We start from the raw sequence: 19,902 nt of genomic DNA, 5'->3' as shown, positions 1-19,902 counted from the left end.
AAGCTCAAATCAGAGGGCTACGCCGTCCCTCCGGACTGCCGCAGAATCGCGCGTAACGCTCTGCATGCAGGCGGACGTCAATGAGAGAGCCGCTCTAGAGACGCTGCCGGAGTTGCCTCAGGATGGCGTCTCTGAGTCACTGCTAGCCCGTACATCAGCGACTAGGGCAGTGACGTTGTCGGGGGCACCGCAGGCAAGTGCTGCTTCGATGAGGCGATCGACCGTTTGATTGGGACCGCTGTGAGATCTCAAGGCCATGTGAATGTCATGTATGTCGACGACGCTGCTGAGGCCATCGGAGCAGAGCAGGAAACGGTCGCCGGCCTTGAGCTCGCGGACAGTGAGATCGGGCGATCGGCCGTCGGCCCGTCCGTCGAGGAACCGGGCGAGCTTCGGCGGTAGGTCCGGGACATCCGCCGCATCGTGGACCAGCCGCTCATAGACGTGATCCTCACTGACCGCTGTAAGTTCGCCATCGCGCAGCTGGTAGATGCGGGAGTCGCCGATGTTGCCGAATACGGCGTGGTCTCCGGACCACAGCACCGCTACCAGGGTCGTCCCCATGCCCCTGACGCTTGGATCCCCTGCAGCTCGGCTGCGCAGAGCGTCACTGGCCTCGAAGATCGCGCCGCCAAGCGTCGTGGCCAGGTCTTCAACGGGGACTTGACGGTCGTGCGACTTGAGGACGTCGATCACGGTGTTGCTTGCTACGTCGCCGGCGGCATGTCCGCCGAGGCCGTCTGCGACCGCAAGCAGCCGGCGGCCGACGTAACCACTGTCTTCGTTGCGCTTGCGTACAAGCCCGACGTGGGTGCCGAGGGCGGCTTCGATGGCGAGACTCACGATTGATCACTCGTTCGTTTAATCGTCGGGCCATGGGGCCTGGGCGGATTCATCGCGATGCAAGACATGCACGGTTTCGACGCGGTCGCTGGCCACGATGTACTCGGTCACCTCAATTGGCTTGCCGTCGCCGCCTGACGTACCGACTCGCACGATCTCCAGCACCGGCAGAATGGACGGGATCTGCAGCAGTGCCGCCTCTTCTGCGGTGGGCATGCGAGCGCGGTGAATCTCCATCCAGGAGATCGGCCAATGACCTGCCCGTTCCAGGCGGTACAACCAGTCCCCTGGCCCCGGGGCCTGTGATGCCACCTCGGGGGCATCCTCGACTCCGCGGGGATGGATCCACGAGACGTTGATCTGAAACGGGGGCTCCGACGCTGGCCCGGTGACACGAAACCGCCGCATCACCTCGCTACCCACAGGGACGCCCAAGAGGCCGGCGATCCGCGGATCGTTCAGCGGCTCAAACGATGCCTGGGGCTTGATGTGGTGTTTCCACACCTCCTGGCCGGACGCGGACGGGAACGAGTAGCCGGGACTACTTGTCGCGACGTTCCGCTTGACCAAGTTCCCTCTCGGCCGCCGCAACCGCATGGTTCCATGCCGAACGATGATCCCGCGTTTCTTGACGACCTGGATCAGGCCGTCCGCTTCTAGGAGTGACAGCGCGGATCGAACCACCCCACGTCCGACACCGTACGCGCTGGTCAGCTCGTCATAGCCGGGCAGGTTGCTACCTGGCGGGTACTGGCCGCTCTCGATCTTCCCTCGTAGCTCAGCGGCGATCTCGCGGTATCTCGCAGTCACAAGGACCTCCTCCTCCGAAGGTTATCTGTACCGGGACTGTTGACGACATCCCATCGAGGGCCCATCATCAGTACCGGTACTCATCCACGGTTAGTACCGGTACTAACCGGAGGGCGGTGGACATGGATGGACGCAGATTCGCCGCCCAGCCATCCCCTGTTTCTGGAGGTAAACGCATGGTGACGGCCCAGTCCTTGAGCTCGCCATCGTCGGCGCGGCTGTACCGGGTCAGCGAGACCGCGCAGCTGCTCTCGCTGTCTCGGAGCGTGATCTACGAGCTGATCCGTTCGGGGCGGTTGCGCTCGGTCCGCGAGGGCCGGTCGCGCCGGATCCCAGGCTCGGCAATCGCCGAGTACATCGCGCTGCTGGAACGCGAGGCCAGCTGATGACGCGTGAACGGCAGGACCACTCCCCCACCGGTTCGAGTCCCGCGTTGGGCCTGCGGATCCGGTTGATGGGCCTGCCGGAGGAGGTATCGGCCGGCGCGCACGCCTTGGCCGAGGTCTTCGACGTGGTGGAGGTGTCCTCGGCATACCCGTGCCGTGGCGCCTCGCAGAACGTGCGCGCCTATCTGCAGGTGCGTTTCAAGAGCTCGCAGACGTAAGGCGGCCCTCGTCATGGCGACGCAACCGCCTGACGAGGGCCTTGATCGGACCCTTAGGAGGTCCAACCCGATGAACTCTCATTCTTGCACTACGGCGGCGATGAACGCCGATCAGGCGCGGCAGATCGGACGTCACGTCAAGGCGGCACTGCTGCACCAGGTGACCGCCGACCGAGCCACCGAGACCGCGGGCGTCGACATGCTCGGCAACGACGGCGACTGGCGCGGCTACGTCACCGAGACCGGTGTCGGCCCGGCGCGGGCCTTCCGGGCCGCGCTGGACGCGGTCGAGGAGCTCGACGAGTGGGCGATCGGCAACGCCGGCGCCTGTGGCGCCGGCAGCGAGACCTATGCCGGGACCGAGCGGTGGTGTCACACCGAGTTCGGTGTGCTGCCGCTCGGCGATGGCCCGGGCACGCGCGTCTCGCCGGAGCGGATGCGGTCGATCGCCTCAGTGGCCGACGGCCTGGCGCACCTGATCGAGTTCGCGCGCGCCGACTCCCGGTCGGTGGCGGCACCGGATGGCGCCCCGGCTGCACGGCCGGTGGACACCTTCACCGAGGGCGACCTGGCGCGGCGGGCCGGGTTCCGGCTGCCGGACGCGGCCGGGCAGGCCCGTCAGATCGCCCGCGAGATGCGCCAGACGGCCACGAGCTCGGAACGGATCGCGGCGGTGCCGACCGACGCGTGCCGGATTCCGTGGCCGGTGTGCCCCGAGCACGGCAACACCATCTCCAGTACCGGCGGCCGATCCTGGTGCCGCCGGCCCGGTTGCGGGCGCCGCTGGGACTACGACCGCGGCGACATCCCCTGCCCCGAGCCGGTCCGCTGGCGGGTCACCGACCAACACGGCGACGGCGGCCCGATGTGCGACGGCCACGCCCTGGACGCCCGCACGGCCCTCATCGGCGGCACCGTCGTCCCGCTCGACGAGGACGAGGGGAGGCAGCCGTGATGAGCACCGTCCGCCTCACCGCCTTGGCCAAGGCCGCGCGGCCGCCGTGCTTGGCGTGTGACGCCGCGTTGAGCCTGATGGGCTGTGATGCGGCCCTGGTCATGCTGGCCAACCGCGTGCCCGAGGCGTTTCCGCTGTGCCGGGCCTGCCGGGCTGGCGTGGTGTACCTGCTGCACTTCGCCCGCCCCTATAAGCACGCTCGGCACTACATCGGCTGGACCCGCGACCTGGCCGGGCGGCTGGCCCAGCACGAGACCGGGTCCGGTGCCCGCCTGCTGCAGGTCGTCAACGACGCCGGCATCGAGTGGAGGCTCTCTCGGCTGTGGCCGGGCGACCGCCGTCGCGAACGTGCGCTCAAGCGTCAGGGTGGAGCGGCCCGGTGCTGCCCGCTGTGCGGCGTGCGTCCCCGTCCGATCGCCGGACTGCGGTCCGACGGTCCGGCGCGCGTAGCGATGGGGGTGCCGGCATGAAGCCTCGAGTGAACGAGCGGCAGCCCAGCCCGGACCTGTCACCGGACGAGCTGGCCGGCGAGCTGAAGCGCCGCCGCGAGCTGCAGGATGCGCAGCGGTCGGATGAGCTGGCGCGGCTGCGTGCCGAGGCCGGTCACAAGCGGGCCCGTGCCGATGTGGCCGAGGAGTCGCGGCTCGCCGAGCTGGCGCGCGTCGAGCGTGAGGCTGACGTCCGCGCCGAGGCCGAGTTGGCCCGGATGTACCGGGACTTCCGCGCGGCCGGCGAGCGAACGCGGATCCGGTCGCTGATGGCGCGGTCCGGCGAGGCCCGGGCGCTGAGTCTGGACCGGCTGCGCTCGCGCAACCTGGCGATTCTGGTCCCGTTCCTGATCGGGTTCGGCATCTGGTCCACCACCGGTGTTCAGCAGGGCGCGGCCCGGCTGATGTCGGTCACCTCCGGCAGCCCGGTGTGGTGGGTCCTGTGGGGCTTGGAGGCCCTGTTGATCGGCACCGTGTGCTGGATCATCATCGTCCGCGCCCGCCTGGCCACCTCCGGCGGCCAGCTCTCGGACTCGGCCGAGAAGATCGGCATTGGCTGCCTGACGACCTCGATCTTCCTCAACCTCATCGCCGCGGTGCCCGTCGGCGCCGGCCCGCACGTATCGGGATGGGCGCTTCCAGGCGCGATGTTCGCACACGCGATCGGCCCTATCGGCGCCGCCGTGGTGGCGCACCTGATCGGCGTGATCGACCGGTCGATCACCGACGCCGACCCTTGGCACGACAAGGACGGCCAGGAGGTCCCGCGGCTTGCCGCGATGGACCTGCGTCCACCCGCGAGCGCAACGGAGACAAGCACTCCCGAAAGTGCTTCCAAGAGCACCCCGGACAGCGACACCGAGAGCGCAGACAAGCCGACCGCGGCCATGTGGCCGATCCCACGCGAGGGGCGCCCTACGCTGCCGATCATCGCGCGTCCGGCGGCTGCGCAGGATCCCGAGACGGGTCTGCGAACCGGTGATGACCGGCGGGGAGAGCGGGAGGCGAAAGCGCCCCGCGAGCCCCGCCCGAAGGTGCGCCGGCCACGCCCGAACAAGGGTGTCCCCGTGCCCGAGAGCGCTAAGCCCACGCCGCGTCCATTGACGGACGCCGATCACGTTGAACGCCTGGTGAGCGCGATTGACAAGGGCGAGGTGCCCGAGAGCGCATCGATCCGCCAGGTGCAAGGTGCTCTTGGACTGGGGTTCGACCGGGCCCGCCGGATCCAGAACCTGTACCGCGCGCGTCTCGCCGAGATGGACCGCCAGATCAGTGAGTCCCTTCCGAAATCTGCGGCGCCGACGCGCCCGGACCTGTCGGTGGTGGGAGGTGCGCCGCGATGACGATTGCTCACCATGCCCTCACTGGGCAGCCCGGGCAGGTCGTTGGTGAGGCCGGTTCGCCGACCGATCTGGACCTGCGCCGCCAACTGCGCGAGGCGCGCGAGGAACTCTGGGCCCGCCGTGAGCAGGAAGCGGCACTGCGCGAGACCGCCGAGGCACTGTTCCGTGACCTGAAGGCCTCGCACGCGCTGTATGTCGAGATGCACGTGGCGTACGTGGAGTTGCTGACGCACGCCCGTGCGGCTGTCGCGGCGGCCTCGCGCGGTGAGGTCGCGCCGACCGCCTACATCGCCGGTTACCTGGAGGAGATCGGCCTGCAGCCGGCGCCGGGCGCCGTCGCTGACGCCGTGGTGGCCGAGGGCCTGGCGCTGGCCGTGCGGCTGAGCGGGGGTGAGGCGCGATGACCGCCCCACAGCACTACGACACTCCGCAGCACTACGAGGCCGCCTTCCCCGGCGACCCGCACATGGTCGCCCAGGCGCGGCGCTGGACGCGGGCGGCGCTGGCGGGCGCGGGCGTGCCGGACGAGTTGGTGTGCGACGCGCTGACGTGCGTGTCTGAGCTGGCCACCAACGCCTCCAAGCACACCGCCTCGGGCGAGCCGGGCGGCAAGTACCGCGTGGTGGTGGAGGTGGCCGGCGGGCGGGTGCACGTGGAGGTCGTCGACCAAGGCGGCCCCGGCACCCCGGATGTGCTGCTGGGCGGCGGCGAAAGCGGCCGTGGCCTGTGGATCTGCGCGGCCTTGGGTGTCGTGAAGTACGCCGTCGTCCCGTCCGGCGGCCGCCGTGTGTGTGTCGACCTGCCTCACTCCGCCGACGGCACCCACGACGCCGCCCGCGATGGCGGTGAGCAGCGGTGACGCCCCGCGAGCGCGGCCGGTCCGGCCGCGGTTGCTGGCGCTGGTGTGCAGCTTCTGGTCCACGGCCAACGGCGCGTGCGGCGGCACCGATGCAGTGCGCCCGTACGTGGTCGGGCCGCGGTGCCGACGGCACACTCCGGCCGCGCTCGCAGGGCTGCCCGAGCCCGGCCCCGACCGGGCTCCCGAATCTTCCCTTTCCTCTGACCTTTGAGGAGGTCAACCCCATGATCGAAACGATGTTCACGCGCTGGGACCGGGCGGGCGACCGCCGCCGCTATCAGGAGCTGTCACACAATCTGGACCAGGCAATCGGCGAGCTGTACGTGATCGCCGACCCCGACACCCGCGCCGAGTTGCTCGAGCACGCCGCTGACCTGCTGGACGACCTGGCCACGGTGCACACCCGCGCCTGGGGCCGTGACGAGGACCGTCACGGGCGCCCAATGGCCATCAGGCTGGGCGCCGGCGCTTCCCCGCTGCGCCATGTCGCCTGGACCGAGCGGGCCGTACTTGGCCAGCCCGGCGCCTCGCTGCCGGTCGACGACGATCAGGGCACCTGGCTGGACCTGGCCGGGGCCTCAAGCCACGGTGAACGCGCCGTGCTCATCGGCCGTCTAGCGGTGCTGGCTGACCAGCAGCTGGGCGCCGTCGCGGCCGGGCCGCTGGAACAGGTCGCCGACACCGAACAGCACCTGCATGAGCATGGCCCCGGTCGGCGGCCCGCCGATCCGCAGGCGAGCGTGCGTGCGCTGATCGCGGCGGTGTTCTTCACCATCGGCGTGTTCATCGCGGTCAGCGTGCTGGTGGTGTCGTGGCCGGAACGGATCGCGCTGGCCGTGCCGGTCTCGACCGCGTTCTGCGCGGTGATGTGGGCGCGGACCCGGTTCGTGCTGCGGTGGGTCTGGCCGGTCCAGATCACCGCCCGCGTGGTGCGGAGGACGGACCGGTGAGCGGCCGTTTGGTGCCCCGCCCCCTGGTGGGGGCCGTGATCGTGGGCGCGGTGGTCGCGGTGGTGTTCGTGCCGGTCCTGGCCGTGTTGACCTGGGCGACGTCGATGCATGAGGGCGCCGCTCGGATGCTGGCGGGCCTGGCGGCCGCCGCGGCCGCGGTCGGGTACCTGCGCTCACTTCGGACCGGTGCGGGGTGGCGGTGCCCTTTCGCCGGCGGGCGGTGGCGCCGATGAGCACGCTCACCGCCTTTCCCCGCACGCCCGGCCCGGGCGCCGGGCAGGGCGTGTGGGCGCGGCTGGTTCCGGTACTGCGCGGCGTGTGGGCCGTGCTGGCGTTGTTCGCGGCGTGGCTGGACGAACAGGTCACCGCGCTGGCTGGGATCGCGCCGCTGGGCCCACGGCTGCGGAGCCTGGGCGAGGCGATCGCTGACCAGTACCGTCTCGGCCGCGCCGACGCGACTGACTGCGACCTCGACGTCATCGACGTCGAGGTCATCGAGGACGTGTTCACCCCTGATGAGCAGCAAGGAGCGGCGTAGCGATGGCCCACATCGATGAGCTGGCGTGGATTGAGTTCCGGGGGTCGCTGGGCGAGGCGTTCCTGGACTACGGCGAGGTGCTGGAGGAGATCGGCCGCCAGTGGAAGTTCGAGCTGGAGCTGGCGGCCGGTGAGGCCGAGGCCGCGATCGCCTCGCTGAAGGGCCATTGGTACCTGGTGGGCGTCGACACCAAGTGGAAGGCCCGCCAGATCGCCAAGCGCCTCAAGCGCATGCAGGAGATGGCGCACGGCATCGAGTCGCATGGCCGCCGCTTCCACGGCGCCTACCGCAAGCACTTCCTCGGCCGATGACCCTCGCTCCGGGTGCCGCCCCAGGGCGGCACCCGGAGCGAGGCCGATTGTTTCCCCTATTCACAACCCTCGGAGGTGACCGTCATGGGTTCGTCCGCAGTCCGCCGCATCGAGAGGATCGGCGCCATCACCTTCCGCGGCAAGGTCGGCAAGAACATCGCCGCCTACGCCAAGGAAACCCAGCAGCTCGGCCGCGATCTGGGCCGCCAGCTCGACCACGACGCCGGCGCCGCAGAACGCGCCATGCGCAAGCTCAAAAAGCACCCGCGGCTGCGGCACGTCAACGTCTACGTGCGGGCCCGCTGGGTGTCGCGGCACCTGCGGCAGGCCCGGGACCTGTGCACCGGGATCTGCACCGAGGCCGTGAAGTTCAACCTCGAATCTCGCCGCCAGTTCATCGACATCGACAAACCACGCAAGCACACCGGGGAGGTGGATCTCTGATGGCACGCAAAACCCAGACCCTGCAGATCGCCCAGGACGCCACCGTCGAACGCATCACCGTCGCCGCCGTCTCCAAGATCGGCGTACTCGTCCCGCCGTGGGCGATCCTCGGCCTGGTCACCGTCGTCGCAGCGATCTCCCACGCCAAGTGGGGACAACCGCCGGCGGTGACGTGGGCGACCATGGCCGCCACCCTGTCCACCGTCGTCATGACGGGCTTGACCTGGGCAGTCTCCCACCAGCGCGGGCTACTGGGCCGTGTCCACTCGACGCTGACCGCGCTGTTTGGCGGCCTGTGGTTCACCATCGCCACCATCACCGGCATCGGCACGCAGATCACCCTCGGGATGCTGTTCTTTGGCGGCGGCACCCTGGCGGTGGCGTGGAACATCCGGGCGGTGATCCGGCAGACGCCGTCGCTCGACGGCGGCTCGGTCGACCCGCTGGCGTTCGTGTTCGACAAGGCCAAGGACTCCTTCGGCCTGTCCGGCGCCAAGGTCCGTACCACCGAGGTCGACGACTACAAGGTCAAGGGCAAGATGGCGCTGCCGGCCGGGGAGAAGACCGCCGATGACGCCATCAAAAACACCGCCTACATCGAGTCCGGCCTGAAGTTCCCGCCCGGCTCGGTGAACGTCGCCCGCGATGAGGACGACGCCTCCCAGGCGCACGTCACCATTTCCGACCCGCGCATCATGAAGCGGCCGCTGCCCTGGCCCGGCCCCTACCGGCCCGGCGGCTCGATCGCCGAGGCGCTACGGCCCGGCATGTACCAGGACATGAGCGAGGTCCTGCACCCCTTCACCGGTCACCAGCTGCAGATCATGGGCATGACCGGGTCCGGCAAGTCCATCGGCGGCGCGTGGAACTACCTGGCCGAGATCATCTCGCGCGTCGACACCGCGGTGTTCGGCATCGACATCTCCAAGGACGATCAGACCCTCGGCCCCGTCCGCCCAGGGCTGCACCGCTTCGAGACCAGCAAGCCCGGCGCGGTCGACCTGATCCGCACGATGCACGGTGAGATCCCCCAGCGCACCAAGTGGCTGTCTGAGCACGGCTTCCAGAAATGGACCAAGGGCTGCGGGCTCTTGTACTGGTTCCTGTGGATCGAGGAGTACTCCAAGCTGTACGAGGCCCTGGGCGAGGCCGATCAGACCAAGGTCGAAGAGATCGTCAAGGAGATCCGGTCCGCTGGCGGCTCGGTGGTGATCTCGCTGCAGCGCGCCGATTACACCCAGGTCCCCACCCTCATCCGCTCGCAGATGGCCAAGATGTGCTTCGGCCTGGCCGACGACGATGACGCCAAGTTCGGCACCAGCGACCGGCAGCGTAAGGCCGGCGTCGCGCCGGAGCAGTGGGAGAACCACCAGCCCGGCATGGCCTACCTGGACGCCCCTGGCATCCGCGCCACGCACTACGCGATGCCGCTGCGCACCTTTGCCTGGGGCAAGACCGACAACGAGGCCAACGCCAACATGCGCGCCCACGCCGCGGCATTCCCGGCTGCCGCCAAGAACGCCGACGAGTTCACCGCCCGCCTCGCCGACCCTTCGGGCTCAGCGGCCCGGCGCAGCCCGGCCATCGCGATGCCTGCCAGCGCCGACCCCGAGGGGACCCTCGTCGGCGCCCAGGACGACGCCGTCGACGAGCTCGACACCGTCCGCCGCCCGGTCGACACCGTCGACGACGGCGCGGGTGAACGCGACGAGCGGTTCGCCGAGGTACTTGCGCAGGCGGCCGAGCTGGTCATCACCGCCCAGCACGCCTCCACCACGATGCTGCAGCGCAAACTCCGCCTCCCGCACACCGACTGCCTGCGCGTGATGGAGGTCCTGGAACGGCGCGGCGTCATCGGCCCGCAGAACGCCAGTGAGGCCACCGGCCGCCCCGTCCTGGTGCCGGCCGACGCCGAGGCCGCCCGGGCCGTGGTGGACCAGCTGCGCGACGACGGCGACGCCGTCAGCCAGCACGTGCGCACCGACGACCCTTCCCCCGACCTCACCGCCGGACCCGACGACCCGATCACCGACCCCGGCCCCGAGGACCTGCTGGAGACCCCACCAGAGCAGCAGGAGGGGCCCAAGATGTCGCCCGAGGCCGCCCGCCGCCTGGTGCACGACTGGCTCCGCCACCGCGCCGCCACCGGCCGCCTGACCTTCACGGCCGGCGATCCGGAGTTCCAGAAGGTCCGCGACAGGTCCGGGATGAAGCGGTCCTGGTCCTACAAGGTCCTCGGTCAGCTTGTCGACGACGGCGTCTTGCGCCGCGACAAGACCGGCGGCGCCAACACCACGTTCACCATCATCGACCTGGCCCCGCTCGACGGTCCCGACCTCAGCCAAGCGGCATGACTCGTCACGGGGCGCGGGCGCCTCTCGCGCGTGTACGGCTGCGCGTGGGATCGCGCCCGCACCCGAAGTTGATCTTGTCACGGGCGGGTGTCACGCGCGTGTCACGCCACCTGTCACGGGCACCTGTCACGGCCGTGACACCGCCTCTGACCTGTAACTCCCTCCCCCAGCCCCCGCCCGTGACACCCCGACCTGTCACGGGGCCCCGCACGCCGAACTAGCCCCCGAGCCCGGCCCGGACTGTTACCCCGTGGCGGTCCGGGCTTTTCTCGGCCCGCTAAGTCACATCTGCCTCACCGCGAACACCCCTCGCGGCTGATCTGTTCTTTGCTCTCGGAGGACTGATGGAAGCTCCAAGCGTTCCTGCCACGCCCACGTCGCGGCAGAACCGGCCTGCCGGTCCGTGCGTGGTCGTCCGATGAGTAAGCCACCGCTGCGCGTGTTGGACGGCGGGCACGGTGAGCCCGGCGATTCGGCTCGGCCGCTGCCCCACGACATCAGTGCCGAGCAACAGGTGCTGGGCGCGATGATGCTGTCCGCCCGGGCCGTGGCCGAGGCCCGCGAAGTGCTGGACGGCACCGAGTTCTACCGGCCCGCCCATCAAGTGATCTGGCAGGCGATCTGTGTCCTGGCCGACCGAGGCGACCCCTGCGAGCCGACCGCAGTCGCCGCCGAGCTCGGCCCGCGACAGCTCGGCAAGGTGGGCGGCGGCCCGTACCTGCACACGCTGATCAGCGAGACGGTTTCGTCCACCCAAGTCGCCTACTACGCCCACCGGTTGGCCGATCTGGCCTACGCCCGCGCTGTGGCGATTACCGGCATCCGCCTGACCCAGCTCGGCCACCAGGCGGCCGACGGCGACACCGCCGATCTCCGCGGCGCCGTCGCCGACACCGTCCAGGACATCACCGGCACTCAAGCGCGGGGCTGGCCCGCACCCACGCCGTTGGAAGCGGCCCGCGATCTGCCGAGCTTCCCGTTGCCGATGCTGCCGGACTGGATCGCCGAGTACGCGGCCCGCCTCGCTGAGCAAACCCAGACACCCAACGATCTGGCCGGATGCCTGGCGCTGGCAGTCCTCGCGGTCGCCGCCAGCGGGAAAGTGTGGGTTCAAGCGCGTGGCTGGCGCGAGCCCACCAACCTCTTCACCGTCATCGCCCTCGGTCCCGGCAACCGCAAATCCGAGGTGTTCGCCGCGATGACCGGCCCGATCCGCGCCGCCGAAACAGCCCTGCGCGACCAAGCCCAACCGCTCATCACCGACATCGCCCTGCAACGGCGCGTCGCCGAGGCCGACATGGAAAAGGCCGAGAAGGCCGCGATCAACGCCATCGATTCCATCGTTCGCGATCAGCACCTGGCCGACGCGCGCATCGCCGCGGAACGCCTGGAGAACCTGCAGGTTCCGGCCGCGCCGCGGCTGTTCTCCGACGATGCCACTCCTGAGGTCCTGACCTCGCTTCTGGCTCAGCAGGGCGGGCGGATGGCGGTGCTGTCGCCTGAGGGTGAGATCTTCTCCATCGCCGCTGGCCGCTACAGCGGCGCCCCGAACTTCGCCGTCCTCAAACACGGCCACGCTGGCGAAGGCATGCGCATCGATCGCGTCGGCCGCCCCTCGGAAATCATTGAATCCGCGCACGTCACCCTCGGCGTATGCACCCAACCTGACGTGCTGGCCGGGCTGGCCGACACTCCACAGTTCCGCGGGCAGGGCCTGCTTGGCCGGATCTTGTACTCGGTCCCGGCCTCGCTGCTGGGCTACCGCGACAACGCCCCCGACCTCGTTCCCGTCCAAGTCGCCCAAACCTACGCCGCATCCCTGACCAACCTGATCATCCGGCTGCACGCCCTTACCGAACCGGTCGTGCTGGCTTTCACCGATTCCGCCATGACAGCCGTTCAAGATCTGCTGCGCGACACCGAGCCGCGCTACCGGCCCGGCAACGACCTGGCGCACATGCCCGACTGGGGCGGCAAGTTCCCCGGCGCCGTTGTCCGAATCGCCGGCCTGCTGCACTTGGCCGAGCATCATCACGGCACCTGGAACCGGCCCATCACCGCCGCAACGTTCTCCTTGGCCCGGCAGATCGGCGACTACTTCCTCGCCCACGCCCAGGCCGCCTACGACCTCATCGGCGCCGACCCCGACCTGGCCGACGCCCGCGCCATCCGCGACTGGCTCATCCGCACCGGCAACCACCGCTTCACCGCCCGCGACGCCGTACAAGCCCTACGACCCCGCTTCCGCAAGGTCGCCGACCTGGACCCCGGGCTGCGCGTCCTGGAGGCCCACGGCTGGCTTCGCCGTCTTCCCTCCTCACCCCGAGGGCACGGTGCCGGCCGTGCTCCCGCGGTGGTCTACGAAGCCCACCCGGAGATCGACTCGGAGGTCATCTCATGACCACCGAGCACAATCACTCACAGTCACCGGCATGCGTGGTTGAACCCTGTCTGCACCCCTGCACGCATGCACACAATGCACAGAAATTAATTGATGTGCATTCCGTGCATGCGTGCAGCCGTACAGAGCCCTACCGAGACCCCTCTACTGCCTACGCACTGTGACGATCACATCAGGAGGAATGTACCGATGACCGAGCACCTCTCCCCCGCCCTCCCGAGCCCGAGGAGCAAGGCCGGGCGACGAAGCGGGAGGAGTCGAAGCGGCGGCCGCGAGGCGATGGCGGCCTGCGATGGAGCGAGAGCCGCCAGCGCTGGATCGCTGAGATCACGGTCGGGTACACGCCCGCTGGCAAGCGGATCGTCCGGTCGGCCAGCGACAAGAGCAAATCCCGGGCGCTCAAGAAGCTCCAACAAAAGCTGCGTGATCGCGACGACGGCTTGCCGAGTGAGGACACCAGATACACCGTCGCCCAGGCCGTCGAGAACTGGCTGCAGTACGGGCTCACCGGACGGGAGGCGACCACGGTGGAGACAAAGCGCATCCTCGCCCGCAAGCACGTCATCCCCGAGCTGGGCGCGCGAAAGCTCCGAGAGCTGTCGGCCGACGACGTCGACGAGTGGCTGGCCCACAAGGCCAAGGAGGTCAGTACCCGCACGCTGCAGGAGCTCCGTTCCATCCTGAAGCGATCGGTCGCCCGCGCCCAGGCCCGCGACAAGGTGAAGCGGAACGTGGTGATGCTCTGCGAACTCCCCAAGGGCAAAGCCGGTCGGCCGTCCAAATCCCTGAGCATGGCCCAGGCCGAGGCCGTGCTGGAAGCGGCCGAGACCGCCAAGCCCTGGCTTCGTGCGTACGTGGTCCTGTCGCTCCTGACCGGCGCCCGTACCGAAGAACTCCGGGGGCTGACGTGGTCGCATGTCGTCGCCTACGACTCCGCCCGCCAGGAATGGCGCCCAGTCACCTCCGCTGGCTGGGAACACGACGAATTCGCGCTGTACGTCTAGCGCTCGGTACGCGCGACCGGTGACACCAAAACGCCGAAATCACGCCGCACGCTGAAACTCCCGCGCCTTTGCGTCTACGTCCTGGCCCGGCTCTGGGACAACCTGAGCGCAGCCAACGCCATCCCTGGCGACGACGGCCCCGAGCGGCTGGTGTTCGGCACCCGGAACGGCACCAAGATGAGCGCTGGCAACGTCCGGCGCGAGTTCCGGCGGGTCATCAAGCGGGCCGGCCTGGACGAGGCCGAGTGGACGCCGCGGGAGATGCGGCACAGCTTCGTGTCGGTGCTGTCGGCCAACGGCGTGGCCGTGGAGCACATCTCGCGCCTGGTCGGGCACAAGGGCACCGCGGTGACCGAGACCGTCTATCGGCTGCAGATCCAGCCGGTCATGGAGGAGGGCGCGACCGCCATGGACCGCATCTTCCCGGGCGCCGGCGGCGGGGCACAGTCAGGCAGTTAGTCAGGTTCGACGCACGGACGCCGCACGGAAACGACGAGAGGCCGCTTCCGGAAGATCGGAAGTGGCCTCTGAACTTGCTGTATGCGGGGTGGGCGATACTGGGTTCGAACCAGTGACCTCTTCGGTGTGAACGAAGCGCTCTCCCACTGAGCTAATCGCCCCGGTGGAACGGCCTTGCGGCGTTCCGACGTCGGAAACTCTAGCGCATCCAGGCGGGTGGTCACACATCGGTTAGCGTCAGCGCCAGGGGGTCCAGTCTTCGATGTTCCACGGGAGGTTGAAGCTGTAGACGACCAGGTAGGCGATGACCGCGGCGCCGACCAGGATGCCGCCGACGACGGCCAGGATGGTGTTGCGGCGCTTCTTGCGGGGGTCGAGGGCCTTTTCCTTGGCCTTCTCGGCGGCCTGCTTGGCGTGATGGAGGGCGCGCTGGGCCCAGGCGAACTCGGTGGCGAGGATCGCCAGGCCCACGATGATGCCCAGGATGCCGGGGCCGGGGGCGACCATCATGATCAGGCCGCCGATGAGGACCGTCACGCCCACGGTGAAGACGCCCAGCCGCCAGGTGGTGTTGAGGAGCCGGTTGCGGCGGACGAACTCGCGAAAGCGAACGAAGGGTCCGGCGTCCTTTTCATGGTTTATTGCCACGTATTTACTCTATGCCAGAGGGATGGCCGCATCGGGCCGTGGGCCGGTTCCGGGCAACTAATCGCGCCCTCCCGATCGTCACACAGGGAGGGGCCTGAGGCCGGGAGGGGGTGGCCCGATTGATCCGCTTTTGCCCAGGTCAGAGCGTACTTTTGAAAACGTGAGATAGATCACACAGGGGCACCGAGACGGAATGTTCCCACATCTCAGCTCCGTTACGCGTCATAGATCGCGGGGACATCCGTGAGAGGGAGTGAGGTTCCCACCGGAGCACGCCCGCGCGTTAGCGGGACCGACGTCTGAAGGAATGGCCATGAACAGCAGCACCACCGTCTCAGCGGAGCTGGGCCTCCGTCTCGTCGTCCCTGACCGCACGACCGTCCCCCTGCTCGCCGGGCTGGAATACGCGGCTGATGATCCGTACGCCATCCGGATGGCCTTCTACGTCGGCAACGACGAGCCGGTGGAGTGGATCTTCGCTCGCGAACTTCTCACCGTCGGCATCGTGCGCAAGGTCGGGGACGGGGACGTGGAGGTGTGGCCCACCGACAGCGACACCACGTTGAACATCGCGCTCTCGTCGCCGTTCGGCAACGCGCTGTTCGAGGTGCCGCTCTCCCCGCTTGCGGAGTTCTTGCACCGGACGTACCAGGTCGTGCCGGCCGGGCAGGAGTCGGAGTTCGTCGACATGGACGCGGAACTGGAGAACCTTCTGTGGCCGTCTTGATCACTCGCTGAGGCGGGCGATCTGGCGCATCTTGTTCATCGCGTCGAGCGCCGCCACCTTGTAGGACTCGGCCAAGGTGGGGTAGTTGAAGACGGCGTTCACCAGGTAGTCGACGGTGCCGCCGCAGCCCATCACGGTCTGGCCGATGTGGACGAGCTCGGTGGCTCCCGTGCCGAAGACATGGACGCCGAGGAGGGAACGGTCCTCTGAGGAGACCAGGAGTTTCAGCATTCCGTAGGAGTCTCCGATGATCTGGCCTCGGGCGAGTTCGCGGTAGCGGGAGACCCCTACTTCGAACGGCACCTTCGCCTCGGTGAGCTCGTCCTCGGTGCGTCCCACGAAACTGATCTCGGGGATCGTGTAGATCCCTATCGGCTGGAGCTCGTGCATGCCCGTGACGGGCTCGTCGCACGCGTGGTGGGCGGCCAGGCGGCCCTGTTCCATGGACGTCGCGGCCAGGGACGGGAAGCCGATCACGTCGCCCACGGCGTAGATGTGGGGTACCTCGGTGGCGTAGTTCCCGTCTACCTTGATCCGGCCGCGGCGGTCGGCGCTGAGCCCGGCGGTCTCCAGATTGAGCTCGTCGGTCATGCCCTGGCGGCCGGCCGAGTACATGACGGTGTCGGCGGGGATGCGTTTGCCGCTCTCGAGGATCGTGATCGCTCCGCCGTTGCGGCGTTCGACCGAGGACACGCTCTCCCGGAACCGGAACGTGACGGCGAGATCGCGCAGGTGGTATTTGAGCGCCTCGACGACTTCGAGATCGGCGAACTCCAGCATGCGGTCGCGGCGTTCGACCACGGTCACCTTGGTGCCGAGCGCCGCGAACATCGACGCGTACTCGATCCCGATCACCCCGGCGCCGACGACCACCATCGTCTCGGGGATGCGCTCCATGTTGATGATGCCGTCGGAGTCGATGATCGTACGGTCGTCGAACTCCACGGTGTCGGGCCGCGCGGGCTTGGTCCCGGTCGCGATGACGATCTTGTCGGCGGTGACCTTGTGCTCGCGGTCCTGGCCGTTGCCGACGCCGATGGTGTGCGGATCGAGGAAGTGCCCGGTGCCGGAGAGGACGGTGACGTGGTTGCGGGCCAGCTGGCTGCGGATCACGTCGATCTCGCGGCCGATGACGTGCTGGGTGCGCATGCCGAGGTCGGCGACCGTGATGTCCTCCTTGACCCGGTAGCTCTGCCCGTACAGCTCCCGCTGGTTGAGCCCGGTCAGGTAGAGGACGGCCTCACGGAGGGTCTTCGACGGGATCGTGCCCGTGTTGATGCACACTCCGCCGATCATGTGGCGCCGGTCGACGATGGCGACCCGCCGTCCGAGCTTCGCGGCGGCGATGGCCGCGCGCTGCCCGCCGGGGCCTGATCCGAGCACGAGAATGTCGAAGTCGTTCACGCTCCCCAGTCTGGCCGCGCGAAGGCCCCCACATAAGGCCTATGACGGAAGCAATCCCGTCAAGATCCCCCGCGCTTCTTGATCTTGACGTGCGCGCCTGCGGGCGTCGGCGTTCTCAGGTGAGGCCGGTTACCAGGTCGTTCAGGCCTTCTTTGATGCGAGCCAGGCTCAGACCGCGGCGATGGCGCTGGTAGCGGAAGAGGTTGGCGGCCAGAGGGGCCAGGAGGGCGTCCGCGAGGTATTCGGCGTCGGCGTCCGGGCGGATCTGGCCGACGAGCATCCTCAAGTGCATCTGGTAGAGCCCGTACGAGCCGTCGTTGAAGCGGGCGTACGAGGAGTTCATCTCGGCCGCTAGAAGGAGCTCGGACTGTTCCTCTGTACGTTCGGCCAGCGCGTGCAGGAACGCCCGTACACGTTCAACGGGCTCTCCCCCGGGGCCCAGCGGCGGCGGGCCGGAGAGGAAGCTCGCCTGGAACTCCCGCTCACGGTCGTCGATCACGGCGTAGACCAGGCCGGAGCGATCACCGAAGCGGCGGTAGACCGTGCCGACGCCGACGCCGGCCGCCCGCGCCACCTCGTCCATGGACAGCGCTTCGACGCCGCGCGTCGCGATCATGTCGGCCGCCGCGGCGAGGATCTTGCGGCGGTTCTGGGCGGCGTCGGCGCGTTCCACCGGCGGGCCGCCCGCGATCGGCAACGCGTGCTGACGGCCACCGGATTCGTCGCTCACCGTCACAGGCTACCGATACGGAGAATGCTCCACTTCTGTTTGCAACCCGGAGAACTCTCCGGTTAGCCTCGACTCCACAGTTAAGTGGAACCCCTTCCGGTTAGAGGTGACGGCAGTGAACGAGCTGGCAGGCAAGGCGGCCTTGGTGACCGGTGGCAGCCGCGGCATCGGTGCGGCGATCGCGCTGCGTCTCGCGCGGAACGGAGCGGATGTGGCGCTCACCTACGTGCAAGCACCCGATCGGGCCGCCGCCGTCGTACGCGAGATCGAGCAGCTGGGGCGCCGCGGGTTGGCCATCGCGGCCGACGCGGCCGATCCGGTGGCGGTCAAGGCCGCGGTGGAACGCGCCGCGAGCGAGCTGGGAAGGCTGGACATCCTGGTCAACAACGCCGGGGTCGCGCCATACGGGCCGCTGGAGGACGTCCAGATCGAGGAGATCGACCGAACGCTCGCGATCCACGTGCGAGCGGCCTATGTGGCGTCTCAGGCGGCGGCACGGCACCTGCCGGACGGCGGACGGATCATCAGCATCGGCAGCAGCCTCGCCGAGCGGGTGCCCTACCCCGGCTGGACGCTGTACTCGATGAGCAAGTCCGCCCTGATCGGGCTCACGAAGGGGCTGGCCCGTGATCTCGGGCCTGCCGGCGTCACCGCCAATCTCGTTCACCCTGGCTCGACGGACACAGAAATGAATCCCGCCGACTCCCCCGAAGCGGAGTTCGAACGCGGGTTCACGGCCCTCGGACGCTACGCGCAACCGGACGACATCGCCGCCACGGTCGCACACCTCGCCGGTCCGGCGGGCGCGTACATCACGGGCGCGGCCCTCACGGTCGACGGAGGGGTCACAGCGTGAAGCTCGCCTGGATCCTGCTGGTGGTGGCGGCGCTGCTGGAGTTGGTCTGGGCGACCGCGCTGAAGCAGTCCAACGGCCTCGCGCGGCTATGGCCTGCCGTGATCGGCATGGCCGTGGCACTCCTCAGCGTCGTCGTCCTGTCGGTGTCGCTGCGCGACCTGCCGGTGGGGACGGCCTACGCGGTGTGGGTGGGGCTCGGGTCGCTCGGCGTGGCGATCACCGGCATCGTCGTCCTGGGCGAGAGCGCCTCCCCCGCGCGGGTGGCGTGCCTCCTTCTCATCCTCGTGGGGGTGATCGGCTTGAAGGTGGTCGACGGATGACCAGCAGGGTGACAGGCCACGGAACGAACGGGCCGTGGGAGATTTTTTAACTTTGCGGAGTGCGGGCACGGTAGGGACATGAGCACGGAGATGCTGGGCATCGACATCGGCGGGTCGGGGATCAAGGGCGCCCCGGTGGATCTCTCCACGGGCGAGTTCGCCCAGGAGCGCATGCGCGTCGCGACGCCGCAGCCCGCCGAGCCCGAGCCGGTAGCCGAAATCGTCGCGCAGATCGTGGACCACTACGGCTGGACGGGCCCCGTCGGCGCGACGTTCCCCGGCGTGGTGGTGGACGGCGTCACGCGTTCCGCCGCGAACGTGGCCAAGAGCTGGATCGGGGTGGACGCCGCGAAGCTGTTCGGCGAGGCCACCGGGTGTCCGGTGACCCTCTTGAACGACGCGGACGCCGCCGGGATCGCGGAGATGAGCCACGGCGCCGGCAAGGGCACGATGGGCACGGTGATCATGCTGACTCTGGGCACGGGGATCGGCAGCGCGTTGTTCGTCGACGGCGTGCTGGTTCCCAACACCGAGTTCGGCCATCTGGAGATCGACGGCCATGACGCCGAATCACGGGCGTCCGCCAAGGCCCGCGAAGACCACGAGCTCAGCTGGGAGAAGTGGGCCAAGCGCCTCAGCGACTACATGTCCCATCTGGAGGCCTTGATCTCGCCTTCCCTCATCATCATCGGCGGTGGCGTGAGCAAGAAGGCCGACAAGTTCGTGCCGCTGATCCACGGCGTGAGCGCACCGATCGTCCCGGCGAGCCTCCTCAACAGCGCCGGGATCGTGGGCGCCGCGATGGCCGCCGCAGCCACGGTCCCCCGCAAGCTCACCCGAACGGCCTGACCACC

25 protein-coding genes and 1 tRNA gene are annotated in these 19,902 nt (G+C 68.9%); 20 read left to right on the top strand and 6 right to left on the bottom strand.

Annotation, left to right across the window (positions count from 1 at the left end):
• Positions 1-117 precede the first annotated feature (117 nt).
• Together F8566_RS41000 and F8566_RS40995 are read right to left on the bottom strand one after the other, a co-directional pair.
• A complete protein-coding gene (locus tag F8566_RS41000) occupies positions 118-843 on the bottom strand; it encodes a PP2C family protein-serine/threonine phosphatase (RefSeq protein ID WP_151568245.1) in 726 nt (241 codons plus the stop codon).
• An 18-nt stretch (positions 844-861) separates the two neighbouring features.
• A complete protein-coding gene (locus tag F8566_RS40995; protein WP_151568243.1) occupies positions 862-1,653 on the bottom strand; it encodes a GntR family transcriptional regulator in 792 nt (263 codons plus the stop codon).
• A gap of 176 nt (positions 1,654-1,829) precedes the next feature.
• Between F8566_RS40995 and F8566_RS40990 the strand changes: the two genes are divergently transcribed.
• The 16 genes from F8566_RS40990 to F8566_RS51895 all read left to right on the top strand — a co-directional run bounded on the left by F8566_RS40990 (position 1,830) and on the right by F8566_RS51895 (position 14,363).
• On the top strand, positions 1,830-2,039 hold the full coding sequence (locus F8566_RS40990; RefSeq protein ID WP_151568241.1) for a helix-turn-helix domain-containing protein: 210 nt from the start codon (positions 1,830-1,832) through the stop codon (positions 2,037-2,039).
• Positions 2,039-2,257, top strand: coding sequence for a hypothetical protein (locus tag F8566_RS40985; protein WP_151568239.1), 219 nt, complete (start codon positions 2,039-2,041; stop codon positions 2,255-2,257). The genes F8566_RS40990 and F8566_RS40985 overlap by 1 nt, the downstream gene beginning before the upstream one ends.
• Before the next feature lie 100 nt (positions 2,258-2,357).
• A complete protein-coding gene (locus F8566_RS40980; protein ID WP_151568237.1) occupies positions 2,358-3,212 on the top strand; it encodes a hypothetical protein in 855 nt (284 codons plus the stop codon).
• Positions 3,212-3,682 (top strand): GIY-YIG nuclease family protein, encoded by a 471-nt coding sequence (locus tag F8566_RS50460; RefSeq protein ID WP_192810115.1) that lies wholly within the window; start codon positions 3,212-3,214, stop codon positions 3,680-3,682. Before F8566_RS40980 ends, F8566_RS50460 begins: the two co-directional genes overlap by 1 nt.
• On the top strand, positions 3,679-5,043 hold the full coding sequence (locus F8566_RS40970) for an AAA family ATPase (RefSeq protein ID WP_151568235.1): 1,365 nt from the start codon (positions 3,679-3,681) through the stop codon (positions 5,041-5,043). The genes F8566_RS50460 and F8566_RS40970 overlap by 4 nt, the downstream gene beginning before the upstream one ends.
• On the top strand, positions 5,040-5,447 hold the full coding sequence (locus F8566_RS40965; protein ID WP_151568233.1) for a hypothetical protein: 408 nt from the start codon (positions 5,040-5,042) through the stop codon (positions 5,445-5,447). The genes F8566_RS40970 and F8566_RS40965 overlap by 4 nt, the downstream gene beginning before the upstream one ends.
• Complete coding sequence (locus F8566_RS40960) at positions 5,444-5,902, top strand: ATP-binding protein (protein WP_151568231.1); 459 nt, start codon at positions 5,444-5,446, stop codon at positions 5,900-5,902. Before F8566_RS40965 ends, F8566_RS40960 begins: the two co-directional genes overlap by 4 nt.
• A 224-nt stretch (positions 5,903-6,126) precedes the next feature.
• On the top strand, positions 6,127-6,852 hold the full coding sequence (locus tag F8566_RS40950; protein WP_151568227.1) for a hypothetical protein: 726 nt from the start codon (positions 6,127-6,129) through the stop codon (positions 6,850-6,852).
• On the top strand, positions 6,849-7,085 hold the full coding sequence (locus F8566_RS40945) for a hypothetical protein (protein ID WP_151568225.1): 237 nt from the start codon (positions 6,849-6,851) through the stop codon (positions 7,083-7,085). Before F8566_RS40950 ends, F8566_RS40945 begins: the two co-directional genes overlap by 4 nt.
• On the top strand, positions 7,082-7,390 hold the full coding sequence (locus tag F8566_RS40940) for a hypothetical protein (RefSeq protein WP_151568224.1): 309 nt from the start codon (positions 7,082-7,084) through the stop codon (positions 7,388-7,390). The genes F8566_RS40945 and F8566_RS40940 overlap by 4 nt, the downstream gene beginning before the upstream one ends.
• Positions 7,391-7,392: 2 nt before the next feature.
• Positions 7,393-7,701 carry a hypothetical protein gene (locus F8566_RS40935; RefSeq protein ID WP_151568222.1) on the top strand — a complete coding sequence of 103 codons (309 nt, stop codon included), beginning with the start codon at positions 7,393-7,395 and terminating at the stop codon, positions 7,699-7,701.
• A gap of 84 nt (positions 7,702-7,785) precedes the next feature.
• Positions 7,786-8,145, top strand: coding sequence for a hypothetical protein (locus F8566_RS40930; RefSeq protein WP_151568220.1), 360 nt, complete (start codon positions 7,786-7,788; stop codon positions 8,143-8,145).
• Positions 8,145-10,499 (top strand): DNA translocase FtsK, encoded by a 2,355-nt coding sequence (locus F8566_RS40925; protein ID WP_151568218.1) that lies wholly within the window; start codon positions 8,145-8,147, stop codon positions 10,497-10,499. Before F8566_RS40930 ends, F8566_RS40925 begins: the two co-directional genes overlap by 1 nt.
• Positions 10,500-10,917: 418 nt before the next feature.
• Positions 10,918-12,900, top strand: coding sequence for a DUF3987 domain-containing protein (locus F8566_RS40920; protein ID WP_151568216.1), 1,983 nt, complete (start codon positions 10,918-10,920; stop codon positions 12,898-12,900).
• A gap of 440 nt (positions 12,901-13,340) precedes the next feature.
• Positions 13,341-13,904, top strand: a complete 564-nt coding sequence (locus F8566_RS51900; RefSeq protein ID WP_225993972.1) for a site-specific integrase — start codon at positions 13,341-13,343, stop codon at positions 13,902-13,904.
• 51 nt (positions 13,905-13,955) lie between these two features.
• Positions 13,956-14,363, top strand: a complete 408-nt coding sequence (locus F8566_RS51895) for a tyrosine-type recombinase/integrase (protein WP_225994000.1) — start codon at positions 13,956-13,958, stop codon at positions 14,361-14,363.
• 89 nt (positions 14,364-14,452) lie between these two features.
• Here F8566_RS51895 and F8566_RS40910 read toward each other — a convergent pair.
• Together F8566_RS40910 and F8566_RS40905 are read right to left on the bottom strand one after the other, a co-directional pair.
• Positions 14,453-14,524 (bottom strand) — tRNA-Val (locus tag F8566_RS40910).
• 76 nt (positions 14,525-14,600) lie between these two features.
• Positions 14,601-15,011, bottom strand: coding sequence for a PGPGW domain-containing protein (locus F8566_RS40905; protein WP_151568214.1), 411 nt, complete (start codon positions 15,009-15,011; stop codon positions 14,601-14,603).
• Between the two features lie 313 nt (positions 15,012-15,324).
• On the opposite strand from F8566_RS40905, the gene F8566_RS40900 reads away from it, so the two are divergent.
• Positions 15,325-15,738 carry an SsgA family sporulation/cell division regulator gene (locus F8566_RS40900; protein WP_151568212.1) on the top strand — a complete coding sequence of 138 codons (414 nt, stop codon included), beginning with the start codon at positions 15,325-15,327 and terminating at the stop codon, positions 15,736-15,738.
• Here the strand turns inward: F8566_RS40900 and sthA are convergent, their stop codons facing one another.
• The gene (sthA, locus tag F8566_RS40895) at positions 15,739-17,142 is read right to left on the bottom strand and encodes a Si-specific NAD(P)(+) transhydrogenase (protein ID WP_151568210.1); all 1,404 of its coding nucleotides are present in this window, start codon (positions 17,140-17,142) and stop codon (positions 15,739-15,741) included. It lies immediately after the preceding gene.
• 115 nt (positions 17,143-17,257) lie between these two features.
• Positions 17,258-17,872 (bottom strand): TetR/AcrR family transcriptional regulator, encoded by a 615-nt coding sequence (locus F8566_RS40890; protein ID WP_151568208.1) that lies wholly within the window; start codon positions 17,870-17,872, stop codon positions 17,258-17,260.
• Positions 17,873-17,987: 115 nt separating this feature from the next.
• Between F8566_RS40890 and F8566_RS40885 the strand changes: the two genes are divergently transcribed.
• The 3 genes from F8566_RS40885 to ppgK all read left to right on the top strand — a co-directional run bounded on the left by F8566_RS40885 (position 17,988) and on the right by ppgK (position 19,897).
• Complete coding sequence (locus F8566_RS40885) at positions 17,988-18,728, top strand: SDR family NAD(P)-dependent oxidoreductase (RefSeq protein ID WP_151568206.1); 741 nt, start codon at positions 17,988-17,990, stop codon at positions 18,726-18,728.
• Positions 18,725-19,048, top strand: coding sequence for a DMT family transporter (locus F8566_RS40880; RefSeq protein WP_151568204.1), 324 nt, complete (start codon positions 18,725-18,727; stop codon positions 19,046-19,048). The genes F8566_RS40885 and F8566_RS40880 overlap by 4 nt, the downstream gene beginning before the upstream one ends.
• Positions 19,049-19,126: 78 nt before the next feature.
• Complete coding sequence (gene ppgK / locus F8566_RS40875; protein WP_151568202.1) at positions 19,127-19,897, top strand: polyphosphate--glucose phosphotransferase; 771 nt, start codon at positions 19,127-19,129, stop codon at positions 19,895-19,897.
• Positions 19,898-19,902: the final 5 nt, after the last annotated feature.

Source organism: Actinomadura rudentiformis (assembly GCF_008923185.1).
GTDB classification, from domain to species: domain Bacteria; phylum Actinomycetota; class Actinomycetes; order Streptosporangiales; family Streptosporangiaceae; genus Spirillospora; species Spirillospora rudentiformis.
This window is presented reverse-complemented; position numbering and strand designations above follow the sequence as displayed.

Bases quoted from the DNA above. Each gene is read 5' to 3' on its own strand.
- F8566_RS40925 (WP_151568218.1), top strand. From the start codon at position 8,145: ATGGCACGCAAAACCCAGACCCTGCAGATCGCCCAGGACGCCACCGTC.
- ppgK (WP_151568202.1), top strand. From the start codon at position 19,127: ATGAGCACGGAGATGCTGGGCATCGACATCGGCGGGTCGGGGATCAAG.
- F8566_RS40950 (WP_151568227.1), top strand. From the start codon at position 6,127: ATGATCGAAACGATGTTCACGCGCTGGGACCGGGCGGGCGACCGCCGC.
- F8566_RS40930 (WP_151568220.1), top strand. From the start codon at position 7,786: ATGGGTTCGTCCGCAGTCCGCCGCATCGAGAGGATCGGCGCCATCACC.
- F8566_RS40985 (WP_151568239.1), top strand. From the start codon at position 2,039: ATGACGCGTGAACGGCAGGACCACTCCCCCACCGGTTCGAGTCCCGCG.
- F8566_RS40990 (WP_151568241.1), top strand. From the start codon at position 1,830: ATGGTGACGGCCCAGTCCTTGAGCTCGCCATCGTCGGCGCGGCTGTAC.
- F8566_RS50460 (WP_192810115.1), top strand. From the start codon at position 3,212: ATGAGCACCGTCCGCCTCACCGCCTTGGCCAAGGCCGCGCGGCCGCCG.
- F8566_RS40900 (WP_151568212.1), top strand. From the start codon at position 15,325: ATGAACAGCAGCACCACCGTCTCAGCGGAGCTGGGCCTCCGTCTCGTC.
- F8566_RS40970 (WP_151568235.1), top strand. From the start codon at position 3,679: ATGAAGCCTCGAGTGAACGAGCGGCAGCCCAGCCCGGACCTGTCACCG.
- F8566_RS40965 (WP_151568233.1), top strand. From the start codon at position 5,040: ATGACGATTGCTCACCATGCCCTCACTGGGCAGCCCGGGCAGGTCGTT.
- F8566_RS40935 (WP_151568222.1), top strand. From the start codon at position 7,393: ATGGCCCACATCGATGAGCTGGCGTGGATTGAGTTCCGGGGGTCGCTG.
- F8566_RS40920 (WP_151568216.1), top strand. From the start codon at position 10,918: ATGAGTAAGCCACCGCTGCGCGTGTTGGACGGCGGGCACGGTGAGCCC.
- F8566_RS40940 (WP_151568224.1), top strand. From the start codon at position 7,082: ATGAGCACGCTCACCGCCTTTCCCCGCACGCCCGGCCCGGGCGCCGGG.
- F8566_RS40980 (WP_151568237.1), top strand. From the start codon at position 2,358: ATGAACGCCGATCAGGCGCGGCAGATCGGACGTCACGTCAAGGCGGCA.
- F8566_RS40960 (WP_151568231.1), top strand. From the start codon at position 5,444: ATGACCGCCCCACAGCACTACGACACTCCGCAGCACTACGAGGCCGCC.